Raw genomic sequence first — 13,532 nt, 5'->3', positions numbered from 1 at the left:
TGGAACGGCGGGAGCCGAATTGGGGTTCGAATCCCGCCGTCACCGCCAAAAAGCATGAAGGGTCTCCGCGCCAGCGGGGGCCCTTCATGCTTTTTATCGAGCGCTGGCGATTCGGGGAGGCGCGAGCGCAGCGAGCACCGGGGACGCCGCCCGGCCGAGAACTCAGTCGAACGTCACGCCGAAGCTCTGTCCGCCCGGCTCCGCAGGGAGCGGTGTCATGCCCAGCCGCGTGTAGAAGGCGGCGGCGCCCGTGTTGTTCGGGTCCATGCCCAGATGCAGCCCCCGCACTCCGCGGCGGCGCAGTTCGTTGAAGAGCGTCTCGATCAGCTGGCGCCCGAGTCCCTGACCCTGGGTCTCGGGCAGGAGGTCGATGTGCAGGTGCGCGGGGTACTCCTCCGCGTTCGCGTCCCGGCCCGGGGCCTGCGCATAGCCGTATTCGATCATGCGATCCTCACGGGTGCTCGCCTCGTCGACCCTCGGGTACCGCTCCTGTCGCCTAGGCCACCACTCGTCGCGGAACCAGGTCGCGAAGGCATCCGTGTCGTCCGTCGCCACGATGTAGCCGATCACGCGCTCGTCGTCGGTCTCGACGACCCAGGCGAGGTCGGGGTGGCGTTCGACGTACGGCACGGCGAAGAGATCGCCCCAGAGCGAGTCGTCCGAGAAGATCCCGGTCGCGTCGGCTCCGGCATCCGCAGTCCGCACGCAGATGTCGTACAGCGCGGCACGGTCGGACGGACGATACGGACGGATGCGCGACAATGCTGCTCCTCGATGCGATGTGGACGGTGTCAGCCTACCGGCGCGACTGCAGGGTCGTCCCGCTGCGACGTCGACTGCACCCACGGCAGCAGCCAGGCCCCCAGCACGAGAACGACGCCGGCGCCGACCAGCGCACCGCCCAGCGTGTCGGTGGCCCAGTGCACCGACAGGAGAGTACGCGAGAGCGCCATCGCGACCACCCAGAGGATGCCGAGGATCGCGGTCCACACGCGAGGGAAGACCAGCCACAGGACCATCGCGATCGTCGCCGCGTTGGCGGCGTGCCCCGAAGGGAACGATCCGTAGTCGCTCACGACGATCATGTCCTCCGGGCGCGCTCGTCCGAACAGGTGCTTCAGCAGCTGCACGGCGCCGGCGCTCGCGAGGAACGCCACAGCGGCGAACACGGCGGCCTGCCATCGCCGAGCCACGAGAAGAGCGGTGATCAGCAGCAGCGGAACGAGCAGGATCGCTATCCACCCGCCGCCGATGCTGTTCAGCACCAACGCGAACGACAGCATCGCGTCGGTGCGGTACGTGCTGATCGTCTCGTTCCACCAGGTGTCGAAGCCGGGAGGCTCGGTGTACCCGAACACGATCGCCGCTCCGAGGAGCGTCGCCGCGACGAGCATCCCTATTCCCCACCACAGCAGCGTTCGTGATCTCATCGAACCATTCTGCCGGTCGGAAGCTGAAAGTCAGGGAGCCAGCATGCCGACAGTCCGTGGACGCACGATCAGCCACAGTGACAGGACCCCGATGGCCGCGCATCCGACCATCACGGAGGCCATGGTCGTGGCGGTGATCCCCGCACCCTGAGAGACCCAGCCGACGACCGGCGAGATCAGCCCTGCGACGCCGAAGTTCGTGGCTCCGATCACGGACGCCGCGGTGCCCGCGGCCTTGCCGTGCCTGTCGAGAGCGAGCACCTGCACGTTCGGGAAGGTGAAGCCGCAGGCCGTCATGAAGACGAACAGCGGGATGACCGTGCCCCACAGCCCGAGGCCGAGCTGATCGGTCACGATGATGGCGATGCCCGCGAGAAGCAGGACCGCCGTCGAGTAGGCCATGACCCACTGCGGTCCGAAGCGCGCGGCGAGTCGCGAGGCCGTCTGCACGCCGGCGACGACACCGAGCGAGTTGACCGCGAACAGGAGACCGTACTGCTGCGCGTCGAGCCCGTGCGTCTGCTGGAACAGGAACGGCGAGGCCGACAGGTACGAGAACAGACCCGAGAAGGTCATGCCCCCGATTATCAGCACGCCGATGAAGACGCGATCGGAGAACACCGAGCGGTAGCGCTGCATAACTGTCGCGCCGCCCTTCTCCTGGCGGCGTGCGATCGGCAGCGTCTCGGGGATGAAGACGATGGCCGACACGAGCATCACGACGCCGTACAGGGCCAGCACGACGAAGATGCCGCGCCACGGCATCAGCGTGAGCAGCCATGAGCCGATCAGCGGGGCGATCACCGGGGCGACGCCCGACACGAGGGCGAGCCGCGACAGCATCACCACGAGCCTGCGGCCGCCGAACAGATCGCGGACGATGGCCATGGCGACGACGCCGCCCGCGGCCGCTCCCACGCCCATCAACACGCGGGCGCCGCTGAGCAGCGGAAGGGTGGGCGCGTACGCCGCCGCCGCACTGGCGAGCACGTGCAGCGCTGTCACGACGATCAGCGGGATACGGCGGCCCACTTTGTCACTGAGCGGGCCCACGACGAGCTGACCGAGCGCGAAGCCGACCATCGTGCCCGTCAGGGTCAGCTGGATCGCTGCCGCCGTGGTCTCGAAGTCCTGCTCCAGCACCGGGAAGGCAGGCAGATACAGGTCGATCGTGAACGGGCCGAGCGCGGTGAGCGCGCCGAGCAGCACGATGTACAGGGCTCGGCGGCCGTTCGAGATCGAGTCGCCGGGGTGCAGCATGATCGGCGCGGTGGCCGGGTTCGAGCCGAGCGTGCGGATCGCGCCCGTCGACGACGGGATACGGATGCTGCCCGTGGCGGTCCGCTCGGGAGCGGGGGCGGTCGGGATGGAGTCAGTGCGTGGAGCGTCGGGCACGACGGTCCTTCCGGAGTTGGAGGGGATCAGGTGAGTCGCGAGGGATCACGTCGCGAGAGCGGCCGAATCCGCGACGGAAGTCGAATCGATTCGATCCGGGCGAAGTCTCCATGCTACAGCCCGCTCGCGCCCACCTGCGTGCGCCATCGACGCTGAGGGGTCAGCCGAGGCGAGCGAGCCCCTGCTCGAGGTCGGCGATCAGGTCGTCGACGCCTTCGATGCCGACGGACAGCCGAACGACGTTCTCGGGCACGGCGAGCGCGGTGCCCCGCACCGAGGCGTGGGTCATGTCCGGCGGGTATCCGATCAGCGACTCGACACCGCCGAGGGACTCCGCGAGCTGGAACAGCTCGGTCGATTCCGCGAACGACTTGGCTGCATCGGCACCGGCGGAGAGACCGAGTGACAGCATCCCGCCGAACCCGCTCATCTGCCGCGTGGCGACGTCGTGCCCCGGGTGAGAGGCGAGCCCCGGGTAGTACACGGTCGCGAACTCCGGGCGGCCGGCTGCCCATTCGGCGATGGCCTGCGCGTTCTCGGAGTGCTGGCGCACCCGCACCGCGAGCGTCTTGATGCCGCGGGTCGTGAGCCAGGCGTCGAGAGGCGCGGAGACCGCACCCACCGCGAACTGCTGGAACTTGACCTGCTCGAAGAAACGGTCGTCGCGGAACACGACCGCACCGCCCAGCACGTCGGAGTGCCCGCCGAGGTACTTCGTGGTCGAGTGCACGACGAGATCGGCGCCGAGCGAGAGCGGCTGCTGCAGTGCCGGTGAGGCGAAGGTGTTGTCGACGACGGCGATCGCCCCGGCCGCGTGGGCGATCTCGGCGATGAGCTCGATGTCGACGATCTTCAGCAGCGGGTTGCTGGGCGTCTCGACCCAGACGATCTTCGTCTCGGGCCGGATCGCCGCGCGCAGCTCGTCGACGTTCGACAGCTCGACCGTCGTGGTCTCGATGCCCCAGGGCGCGAGCACCTTGGTGAGCAGTCGGTAGGTGCCGCCGTAGACGTCGTTGCCGAGCACGATGTGATCGCCCGGTCGGAGGATGCCGCGCAGCAGCGCATCCTCCGCAGCGAGCCCCGACGCGAACGACAGCGCGCTCGCGCCGCCTTCGAGTGCGGCGAGCTGCGTCTCGAGCGATGACCGTGTCGGGTTGCCGGCTCGGTTGTACTCGTACCCGTCTCGGAACCCGCCGATGCCGTCCTGCACATGGGTCGAGGCCTGATAGATCGGCGGGATGATCGACCCGGTGGTCGGGTCAGGCGCCTGACCTGCGTGGATGGCTCTGGTGGCGAAGGCATGCTCGGACATGTCCCTCAGCCTACGTCCGCTCCGGCGACCGCATCCGCTCCTGTTACGTCCGGCGTCCGTGCGGGATCAGCGGGAGATGTACGACAGCAGGTCCTGTCGTGTGAGCACCGTGTGCGGCTTGCCGTCGAGGGTGACGAGCAGCGCGTCGACGTCGGCGAGCGCCGCACGTGCCTGCGCGATCGGCGCGTGGATGCCGATGAGGGGCAGCCTGTCCCCCACATGATCGCCCACGGCGTCCGCGGGCTTCGCATCGCCTCGGAACAGCAGGTCCAGCAGCCCCTTCTCGTCGACCGTGCCGACCACCTCGCCCATCATGACCGGCGGCTCGGCGCTCAGCACCACCAGCTGAGAGACGTCGTACTCGGTCATCATGCCGATGGCCTCGAGCACGGTGTCGGTCGGATGCGCGTGCACCAGATCGGGGATGCCCTCCCCTAGACGGGCCGTGCGCGCGGCGAGCACGTCGCCGACGGTCTCGCCCTCCTCCACCTCGCTGAACCCGTACGAGCGCATCCAGCCGTCGTTGAAGATCTTGCCGAGATACCCGCGCCCGCCATCCGGCAGCAGCACCACCATCACAGCGTCCGCCGGCAGATCACGCGCCACCCGCAGCGCGCCGACCACGGCCATGCCGCTGGAGCCTCCGACGAGGATGCCCTCTTCTCGCGCGAGCCGCCGGGTCATCGCGAACGACTCGGCGTCGTCGACGGCGACGATCTCGTGCGGCACGCTCGGGTCGTAGGCGCCGGGCCAGATGTCCTCGCCGACGCCCTCGACCAGGTACGGGCGCCCGGTGCCGCCGCTGTAGACGCTGCCCTCGGGGTCGATTCCGACGATGCGGACCCGATCGTCCGACACCTCCCGCAGATACCGGCCGGTTCCGGTGATCGTGCCCCCGGTGCCGACCCCGGCGACGAAGTGCGTGACGCGGCCGTCGGTGTCTCGCCAGATCTCGGGGCCGGTGGTCTCGTAGTGGCTGCGCGGCCCGTTGGGGTTCTCGTACTGGTTGGGCTTGAACGCCCCGGGGATCTCGCGGGCGAGCCGGTCGCTCACGCTGTAGTACGACTCGGGGCTGTCGGCCGCCACCGAGGTCGGAGTGACGACCACCTCGGCACCATAGGCGCGCAGCACGTCGATCTTGTCCTCGCCGACCTTGTCCGGCAGCACGAAGACGCACTTGTACCCGCGCTGCTGGGCGACCAGCGCGAGTCCGACGCCGGTGTTGCCGCTGGTCGGCTCGACGATCGTGCCGCCCGGCCGCAGGTCGCCCGAGGCCTCGGCCGCGTCGATGATGCGCGAGGCGATGCGGTCCTTCGCGGAGCCGCCGGGGTTGAGGTACTCGAGCTTCACGAGAACCGTGCACTCCACGCCCTCGGTGACGTGCTGGAGCTTCACGAGGGGCGTGTCGCCGACGAGGTCGACGATGGAGTCTGCGTACTTCATGTTCACAGCGTACGTGCGACGATGCCGCGACCGGGGCTGTGTTGCGCCCGATCGCGGCATCGTGTGCTCGACCTGTCTCCGAGAGCCGATCAGCCCTTGGTGGACCCCGCCAGGAGTCCTCGCACGAAGTACCGCTGGAGCGAGAAGAAGACGATCAGCGGGACGATGATCGACACGAAGGCTCCTGCGGTGAGCAGGTACCATCCCTCGCCGCGACCGGTGATCTCGGCGAGCACCTTCGTGATCGGCGAGGCGGCGCCGTCGGCGAACACGAGGGCGACGAGCAGGTCGTTCCACACCCACAGGAACTGGAAGATCGCCACCGACGCGATCGCCGGCATCGTCAGCGGAAGCACGATCCGGAAGAAGATCTGTCCGCGGGAGGCGCCGTCGACGCGAGCCGCCTCGATGATCTCCCCCGGGATCTCCGACATGAAGTTGTGCAGCAGGTAGATCGCCAGCGGCAGCGCGAACATCGTGTGCGCGATCCACACCTGTGCGTAGCCGCCCGAGGCGTCCAGTCCCTGCGTCACCTGGACGCCGAACAGGTTGATGCCCCGCGAGAACGACGACAGCAGCGGCACCAGAGCCATCTGGATCGGCACGATCTGCAGCGCGAACACGAAGATGAACAGCGCGTTTCGTCCCTTGAAGTCGATCCAGGAGAACGCGTAGGCCGCCATCGCCGCGATCATCAGCGGGATGAGCGTGGCGGGGATCGTGATCACGATGGAGTTGAAGAACGACTCCAGGATCGTCAGCTGCGTCGTTCCGGACTGCAGCACAGCGACATAGTTGTCGAGCGTCAGCTGCGGGTTGGTGAAGACCGTCCACCAGCCGCTCGTCTCGATCGCGTCCCTCTCACGGAACGACGAGATGAACAGGCCGAGCGTCGGAATCGTCCACACCACGGCGATCACGATCGACGCGATAGTGGCCCACGGACGGCTCAGGCGCTTGCGCGCGCGGCCGGCCGAGGCTTCGAAGCGTCCGGCGGTGGTGATCGCCCTCGTGCTCTGTCCGGTGTCTGAGTTCACGGTGTCGGTCATCGGATCTCCCGCTGCTTCTTGATCTGGCGCGCGTTGTAGATCACGATCGGGAGCACCAGGATGAACAGGATGACGGAGAGCGCAGCGCTGCGTCCCGCCTCGAACTTGGAGAACTGCGTGTACATCTCGTTCGCGAGCACCGAGGTGCCGTAGTTGCCACCGGTCATCGTGCGGACGATGTCGAAGACCTTCAGCGAGGCGATCGAGATGGTGGTGAGGACGACGATCAGCGCGGGGCGGATCGACGGGATCGTCACCGAACGGAATCGCTCCCACGCGTTCGCGCCGTCGAGCTCGGCCGCTTCGAGGAGCTCTGTGGGAACTCCCTTGATCGACGCCGACAGGACGACCATCGCGAAACCGGTCTGCACCCAGATCAGCACGACGATGAGGGCGAGGTTGTTCCACGGTCCGTTGAGCAGGAACTGCTGCGGTTCTCCGCCGAACCAGACCAGGATCTGGTTGAGCAGACCGATCTGCTCGAACTCCGGACCGCGGTAGGCGTAGACGAAGCGCCAGATGATGCTCGCGCCGACGAACGAGATCGCCATCGGCATGAAGACGAGGAGCTTGTAGATCTTCTCGCCGCGGGTCTTGTCGATGAACACCGCGTAGGCCAGACCGACGATGGTCGAGAGCGTCGGGACCAGGAGCACCCAGACGATCGTGTTCACGACCGAGGTGACGCCGTCGGACTGCGTGAAGATCCAGAGGTAGTTCGAGAAGCCGACGAAGTCGCTGCCGGTGGAGTTCCAGAACGACGCGTAGACCGTCTGGATGGACGGCAGGATCAGGCCCGCGAGCAGCAGCAGCATGGCCGGGGCCATGAATGCCACGAGCTGGATCAGGTACCCGGCTCCGTCGCGGGAACGGTAGTCGAGGAAGAAGAACAGGGCGCCGACGGCGACCGCTACTCCCATCGCCCAGTAATAGGAGTTGAAGAACCACATCACCGCGAACGGGATGAGCAGGCACATCGCCAGGCGGATGCCGGTGTAGAGCGCGCCCTTGCGGGGCGCGATGTCGACGAGAAGCAGGATGACGACGACGACCACCGCGAACGCGATGACGACGGCGAGAGCCTGGGCGATCGGGGGCAGAGACCCGATCCATTGGAAGAACACAGTCGCGTTCATGGATTCCCCTTCATGAGACGGAGCTGATCAGCGGTCCGCGCGGCGATGCGCGGACCGAGAGGGAGAAGGTGGGCCGCCCGACGGGGCGGCCCACCTCATCCGATCAGCTGGAGGGCCAGCCGGTCTCGATCTGGGTCAGGACCTCGTCGGTCGAGGTGCCGTTGATCCAGGCGACCATGCCCTTCCAGAAGGTTCCCGAGCCGACGGCGCCGGGCATCTGGTCGGATCCGTCGAAGCGGAACGTGACCGAGTCGTCCTGGAGCAGCTTGATCGACTCCTGCAGGATCGGGTTCTCGACGGCCTCGATGTCGACGCCCTTGTTCGCAGACGTCACGCCACCGAGCGCCAGACGGCTGTCGGCCCACTCGGGGCTCGAGAGGTACTCGAGCACCTTCTGCGTCGCCTCGTCGTCGCTGAACGCGCCGACGATCTCGCCACCACCGGTGATGAACGTCTCGTCCTCGCTCTGGCTCGGAAGCAGGAACGCCCACACGTCGCCGTCCTCGGCGATGTTCGTGCCCTCGGGGAAGAAGCCCGACAGGAACGACGCCTGGTGCGTCAGTGCGCACTCGCCGCTCGCGACCGCAGGGGCCACGTCGCCGAATGCCGTGGAGTTGACCGAGCGCACGTCGCCGAAGCCGCCGTTGACGTAGGCCGGGTTGAGCAGGATCTCGCCGGTGGCGTCGAACGCCTCCTTGATCTGCGGGTCGGTGAAGGGGATCTCGTTCTTGACCCACTGGTCGTAGACGTCGGCGCCCGCGTTGCGGAGCACGAGGTCCTCGATCCAGTCGGTGCCGGGCCAGCCGGTCGCCACACCCGACTCGAAGCCGGCGCACCATGGTGCCTTGCCGCTCTTCTCCTGGATGGTCTGGGTCAGTGTGAGCAGCTCGTCCCAGCTCGTGGGCTCCTGGACTCCCCACTCGGCGAACTTCGTCGGCGAGTACCAGACCCAGCCCTTGACGCTCGCCATGAGCGGCGCGCCGTAGAACTCGTCCTCGTAGGTGCCGAAGTCGACCCATCCCTGCGTCCAGTACTCCTTGGCGTTCGCCTCGACGGCGTCAGGGGCCGGCTTCAGGAAGTCGCGAGCCGCGTAGTCCGCGAACAGACCCGGCTGCGGGAAGATCGCGATGTCGGGCGGGTTGCCGCCCTGTGCACGGGTGCCGAGCTGAGTCTCGAAGTCCTGGCTGCCTTCGTACTTGATCGTGATGTCGTTCTCCTTCTCGAAGTCCGCCCAGGACTCTGCGAGAAGTTCTGCCTCTCCTTCGACGATCGTGCCGTAGATCGTGACGGTGTTGTCTCCGCCGCCGCCTTCTCCCCCGCCGTCCGTGCCGCCGGGAGCACCACAACCGGCGAGCGCGATGCCCGCGACTCCCAGCAGTGCGATTGGCGCGTAACGCCGGGAACGCTGTGACAGACCCATGTGAATTCTCCTCTTCGAGTTTCCCGGCTCCCACGACATTCCGCGCCGCCCCTCGGCACAGAATCGGGAACCGATTCCAGGACAACCTATCGGGGTCCGACGCCGCGGCACAATAAGCCAGGATCACAGACTGACAACCATTCGCAGCGCCCTGGCACGAACCATGGGAGCGCTCCCTCACAATTCCTGTGGAACCGGTTCCTTTTCGCCCCTGCGACCCGTTACGCTGTCATCGGCGCAGGGGGTGGGGGCTCGCGTCGCAGTCATGGTCGAGGAGGACCGGATGAGCACGATCGCCGACGTCGCGGCGCGCGCTGGCGTGTCGAAGGCGACGGCGAGCCGAGCACTCAGCGGCCGCGGTTACGTCTCGGAAGACACCCGCAAGCGGGTCGCCGATGCTGCCGGAGAACTCGCCTATGTCGCACACTCCTCCGCGACGAGTCTCGCCACGGGCCGCACGCAGACCGTCGGAGTCATCATGCCGCCGGTCGACCGCTGGTTCTTCTCGGAGCTGCTCGCCGGCATCCAGGAATCGCTGTTCGCCCTCGACTACGAGCTCGCGCTCTACGGCATCCGCGAAGGCAGCGAGACCCGCGAGCGCCTGTTCGACGTCGTGCTGCCCGGGCGACGGTTCGACGGGATCATCGCCGTCGGCATCCAGCCCAGCGCACAGGAGCTCGAACGTCTGCACCGCTCCGAGCGACCGCTCGTCAGCGTCGGTCCGTACAGTGAGGGATCCAGTGCCGTGTCGATCGACGACATCGCCGCCGCCCGGATCGCCACCGAGCACCTGATCGAACTCGGCCATACCGATATCGCGTTCGTCGGCGGATCCATGGATCCGGACCATCTCAGCTTCGGCGACGCCCAGCGCGTGGAGGGATATCTCGAGGCTCTCGCCGCGGCGGGACTCGAGGCGGTCGCGAGGATCGCGGACAGCCGCCCGACCATGCCCGGCGGCTACGCCGCTGCCGTCGAGCTCCTCGGTGACCGCAGAGGACGCCCCACCGCGATCGTCGGCGTCTGCGACGAGGCGGCGATCGGCGCGATGATCGCGGCACGTCGCCTGGGCATCGCCGTGCCGACCGAGCTCAGCATCGTCGGAGTCGACGACCACCAGCACGCCGAGATGTTCGCACTCACGACCATCAGGCAGTCACCGCGCGAACAGGGCCACGAGGCAGTGCGCCTGCTGCGGCAGCAGATCGACCACCCGGATTCTCCGCGCGAGCGCACCGTGACGACATCCTCGCTGGTCGTCCGGAGCTCCACCGCCGGACGACGCTGACCGCTCCTCTGCGGATCTGCGCCCCGGACGCACGAAAGCCCCGGGCGGACCCGGGGCTTTCGTGAAGCGTTCAGACGCTTCCAGGGCGAGGCATCACGCCGCGACCTGGAACGGATTACTTGAGGGTAACCGTGGCGCCTGCCTCTTCGAGGGCAGCCTTGGCCTTCTCGGCTGCTTCCTTGTTCGCGCCCTCGAGCACGGCCTTGGGAGCACCGTCGACGACGGCCTTGGCCTCGCCGAGACCGAGCGAGGTGAGCTCGCGGACGGTCTTGATGACCTGGATCTTCTTGTCGCCGGCAGCCTCGAGGATGACGTCGAAGGAGTCCTTCTCCTCAACCTCTTCAGCAGCGCCGCCGCCTGCGCCTGCAACGGCGACGGGGGCAGCAGCGGTGACCTCGAACTTCTCCTCGAACGCCTTGACGAAGTCGTTGAGCTCGACGAGGGTCAGGCCTGCGAACTGCTCGAGCAGCTCCTCAGTGGTGAGCTTAGCCATGATGTATCTCCTAGATAGGTGGGTTTGTTGAACGAGATCGTGGGTCGCTCACGCGGCCTCAGCGGTCTCCAGCTTTTCGCGAAGAGCATCGATGGTGGCAGCAGCCTTGCCCATCGTCGCCTTCATCATGCCCGCAGCCTTCGCCAGCAGAACCTCACGGCTCTCGAGCGCGGCGTACTTGTTGACCTCGTCGGCAGAGAGGGCGTTGCCCTCGAAGATGCCGGACTTGATCACGAGAAGCGGGTTGGCCTTGGCGAAGTCACGAAGAGCCTTGGCAGTGGCGACGAAGTCGCCATGCACGAACGCGACAGCCGACGGACCCTTGAGGTCGTCGTCCAGCGCGGTGATGCCAGCCTTGTTGGCGGCGATCTTGGTCAGCGTGTTCTTCACCACGGCGTACTCAGCGTCCTGACGGATGCTGTTGCGCAGCTCCTTGAGCTGGGCAACCGTCAGACCGCGGTACTCGGTCAGCAGAACGGCAGTCGAGTTCTCGAATGACTTCGTGAGCTCGGCAACCGATGCGTCCTTCTGCGCCATGGTCACTCCTTGGTGTGTACGAGGCGCCTCACGGAGGTGAGGCGCCGACCCCTGACCGCATGCAACAGAAAAGCTCCGGCGCAAGCGCACGGAGCTCTGAAAGTTCGTGTCCTGCGCGGGCCCCTGCTGAGCAGAGCTTCGATCGCCTCGCGTTCTCACGCACGACGATGACCAGCGGTCTTCGGTTGTTCCCAGGCTACCTCATCGACCGCCGACCCTCAAATCGGACGTCAGTCCCGGTGCGCCGCGCGTCCCCGGTGCCCGGCGAGTGCGTCGGCGGCCCGGATGAGACTCAGGTGCGAGAGTGCCTGCGGAGTGTTGCCGGCCTGCCGCTGGTGTCCGACGTCGTACTCCTCCGAGAGCAGGCCGAGATCGTTCGCCATCGCCATCACTCCGGCCATGAGGTTCTGCGCGTCGCCCGTGCGCCCGCTCGCCGCATACTGCTCGACGAGCCAGAAGCTGCAGGCGATGAAGGGATGCTCCCCTCCACCGAGTCCGTCGACCCCGGACTCGGTGCGATAGCGCCGCACGAATCCGTTCACGAGCAGGCGACTCTCGATCTCGGCGACGGTGCGCAGCATGCGCGGATCGTCGGCGGCGCAGTACCCGACCTGCGGCAGCAGCAGCAGCGAGGCATCGACGTCGCCGGATCCGTAGTGCTGGACGAAGTGGCCGCCCTCCGCATCGACACCGCGGTCGTCGATCTCGCGACGCAGGCGATCGCGCACGCCCTCCCATCGCTCGGCATCGCCGGCGAGACCATGCTCCCGCACGGCACGGACTCCCCGGTCGAGCGCGGCCCACATCATGACCCGCGAGTGCGTGAACCACTGCGGCTCGCCCCGGATCTCCCAGATGCCGTTGTCGGGGCGATCGATCGACGCGATCACCTGCTCGACGAGCGCGCGCTGCAAGGGCCAGGAGAAGTCCCCCTCTTCCAGACCCGCGATCCTGGCCGCCTCGAGAGCGACCAGGACCTCGCCGATCACATCACCCTGGTATTGGTCGACGGCCCCGTTGCCGATGCGCACCGGCGCTGAACCGTCATAACCGGGGAGACTGGTCAGCTCGCGCTCGAGGAGATCGCGCTCCCCGGCGATCCCGTACATGATCTGCACCTCCCGCGGTTCCCCCGCGACGGCCCGGAGCAGCCAGCGACGCCACTGATGCGCTTCGGCGAGGAAGCCATGAGCGATCAGCGCCTCGAGCGTCAGCGCGGCATCCCGCAGCCAGACGAAGCGGTAGTCCCAGTTGCGCGAGCCGCCGAAGTCCTCGGGCAGCGAGGTCGTGGCCGCGGCGACGATGCCTCCGGTGTCCTTGTTGGTGAGCGCACGCAGCACCAGCAGAGAGCGGACGACGGCGTCGCGATGCGGGCCGTCGTGGCGGATCCCGCTCGCCCATCCCTGCCACCAGGCCCGCGTCCCGGCGATCGCCTCTTCGACGTCGAGCGGCTTCGGCGCGTGCTCATATGAGAGGAACCAGCTGAGCGTGAGGTCACGGATCTCGTCGGGGCCGACCGTCACCGTCGCCCGGTGCCGATGGTCCTCGGCGTGGAATCGCACGCCGCGCACGATCACCGACTCGGGCCCGGCCGTCGCATGCAGCGCCGGGTGATCCGGAGTGCCGACCTGCCGCACCCACGGCAGCCGACGGGAGTAGTCGAAGTGCAGGCGCAGCTCGGTGTCGAACTCGACGCTGCCCGAGACGCCGACGACCCTGCGGACGACCTCGGTGCGGGTCGGCTGGATCGGCATGAACTCGTGCACCTCCGCGACGCCCTCCGCCGTCTCCCACCGGGTGACCAGGATGAAGGTGTCCGAGAGGTAGAACCGCGTCGATGTCGCCCCGGCATCGCTCGGGCGCAGCGTCCAGCATCCGTGACCGGGGTCGCCCAGGAGAGCGCCGAACACCGAGGACGAATCGAAACGCGGAAGGCACAGCCAGTCGATGCTGCCGTCTCGCGAGACGAGCGCGCCGGTGCGGCAGTCGCTGAGCAGGGCGTAGTCCTCGATCGGAGCGGGCATCGACC

Annotated in this window: 12 protein-coding genes; 1 reads left to right on the top strand and 11 read right to left on the bottom strand. The window is 67.5% G+C overall.

Translation table 11 applies throughout. The features are described 5' to 3' along the window. Nucleotides 1-162 precede the first annotated feature (162 nt). The 8 genes from QRN21_RS11090 to QRN21_RS11055 all read right to left on the bottom strand — a co-directional run bounded on the left by QRN21_RS11090 (nucleotide 163) and on the right by QRN21_RS11055 (nucleotide 9,185). On the bottom strand, nucleotides 163-762 hold the full coding sequence (locus QRN21_RS11090; RefSeq protein ID WP_285364088.1) for a GNAT family N-acetyltransferase: 600 nt from the start codon (nucleotides 760-762) through the stop codon (nucleotides 163-165). A 29-nt stretch (nucleotides 763-791) separates the two neighbouring features. Further along, entirely contained in the window at nucleotides 792-1,430 is a 639-nt protein-coding gene (locus QRN21_RS11085; RefSeq protein WP_072591647.1) for a phosphatase PAP2 family protein, read from the bottom strand. A 30-nt stretch (nucleotides 1,431-1,460) separates the two neighbouring features. Continuing rightward, nucleotides 1,461-2,825, bottom strand: a complete 1,365-nt coding sequence (locus QRN21_RS11080; RefSeq protein WP_447647975.1) for a multidrug effflux MFS transporter — start codon at nucleotides 2,823-2,825, stop codon at nucleotides 1,461-1,463. A gap of 160 nt (nucleotides 2,826-2,985) precedes the next feature. Further along, a complete protein-coding gene (locus tag QRN21_RS11075) occupies nucleotides 2,986-4,137 on the bottom strand; it encodes a cystathionine gamma-synthase (protein WP_285364086.1) in 1,152 nt (383 codons plus the stop codon). A 66-nt stretch (nucleotides 4,138-4,203) separates the two neighbouring features. After that, nucleotides 4,204-5,580 (bottom strand): cystathionine beta-synthase, encoded by a 1,377-nt coding sequence (locus tag QRN21_RS11070; protein ID WP_056279809.1) that lies wholly within the window; start codon nucleotides 5,578-5,580, stop codon nucleotides 4,204-4,206. Nucleotides 5,581-5,669: 89 nt separating this feature from the next. Beyond that, entirely contained in the window at nucleotides 5,670-6,629 is a 960-nt protein-coding gene (locus QRN21_RS11065; protein WP_285364083.1) for a carbohydrate ABC transporter permease, read from the bottom strand. Next, complete coding sequence (locus QRN21_RS11060) at nucleotides 6,626-7,765, bottom strand: carbohydrate ABC transporter permease (protein WP_053097425.1); 1,140 nt, start codon at nucleotides 7,763-7,765, stop codon at nucleotides 6,626-6,628. The genes QRN21_RS11065 and QRN21_RS11060 overlap by 4 nt, the downstream gene beginning before the upstream one ends. 103 nt (nucleotides 7,766-7,868) lie before the next feature. Continuing rightward, complete coding sequence (locus QRN21_RS11055; protein WP_053097426.1) at nucleotides 7,869-9,185, bottom strand: ABC transporter substrate-binding protein; 1,317 nt, start codon at nucleotides 9,183-9,185, stop codon at nucleotides 7,869-7,871. A gap of 283 nt (nucleotides 9,186-9,468) precedes the next feature. Here QRN21_RS11055 and QRN21_RS11050 point away from each other — a divergent pair, with 283 nt between their 5' ends. Further along, entirely contained in the window at nucleotides 9,469-10,473 is a 1,005-nt protein-coding gene (locus QRN21_RS11050; RefSeq protein ID WP_187250355.1) for a LacI family DNA-binding transcriptional regulator, read from the top strand. Nucleotides 10,474-10,588: 115 nt separating this feature from the next. On the opposite strand, the gene rplL is transcribed toward QRN21_RS11050, so the two are convergent. The 3 genes from rplL to QRN21_RS11035 form a co-directional block, all read right to left on the bottom strand. Beyond that, nucleotides 10,589-10,966, bottom strand: coding sequence for a 50S ribosomal protein L7/L12 (gene rplL / locus QRN21_RS11045; RefSeq protein WP_042539579.1), 378 nt, complete (start codon nucleotides 10,964-10,966; stop codon nucleotides 10,589-10,591). Nucleotides 10,967-11,014: 48 nt separating this feature from the next. Next, a complete protein-coding gene (gene rplJ / locus QRN21_RS11040) occupies nucleotides 11,015-11,503 on the bottom strand; it encodes a 50S ribosomal protein L10 (protein WP_053097428.1) in 489 nt (162 codons plus the stop codon). A gap of 230 nt (nucleotides 11,504-11,733) precedes the next feature. Then, complete coding sequence (locus QRN21_RS11035; RefSeq protein WP_285364053.1) at nucleotides 11,734-13,527, bottom strand: glycoside hydrolase family 15 protein; 1,794 nt, start codon at nucleotides 13,525-13,527, stop codon at nucleotides 11,734-11,736. Nucleotides 13,528-13,532 lie beyond the last annotated feature (5 nt).

Origin of the sequence: Microbacterium sp. LMC-P-041 (assembly GCF_030209555.1) — a bacterium.
GTDB lineage: Bacteria > Actinomycetota > Actinomycetes > Actinomycetales > Microbacteriaceae > Microbacterium.
Note: the sequence above shows the minus strand (reverse complement) of the source record. Positions and strands in the feature narration are given on the sequence as shown.